At 64.9% G+C, this 282-nt stretch carries 1 protein-coding gene; it reads left to right on the forward strand.

What is annotated here, in order from left to right; genetic code table 11:
• Positions 1 to 220: IS3 family transposase (locus SB754_RS19870; protein WP_410784107.1), on the forward strand; the 220-nt coding region annotated here is incomplete at its 5' end.
• Positions 221 to 282: the final 62 nt, after the last annotated feature.

A 282-nucleotide genomic window follows, 5' to 3' on the forward strand; every position in this document is an offset into this window, starting at 1 on the left:
GGCCGTGAACAACCTCTACAAGACCGAGCTGATCCGTCAGCGCGGCCCCTGGCGAACGGTTGAGCAGGTCGAGCTGGCGACTCTCGAGTGGGTGTGGTGGTGGAACAACTCCCGCCTCCACGGCGAGCTCGACATGCGCACCCCGGCAGAGGTTGAGGAGGCGTACTACGCTGACCAAGAATCAGGCCAGCCGGCACCTGCTGGGCAAGCCTCCCGATAGGAACGAAAGTCAGGCCGATTCAGGGAGCGGCTGCCTGGTCTGCAGCCACATCCCGAGGACCG

Source organism: Leifsonia sp. SIMBA_070 (assembly GCF_046534635.1).
Classification (GTDB): domain Bacteria; phylum Actinomycetota; class Actinomycetes; order Actinomycetales; family Microbacteriaceae; genus Leifsonia.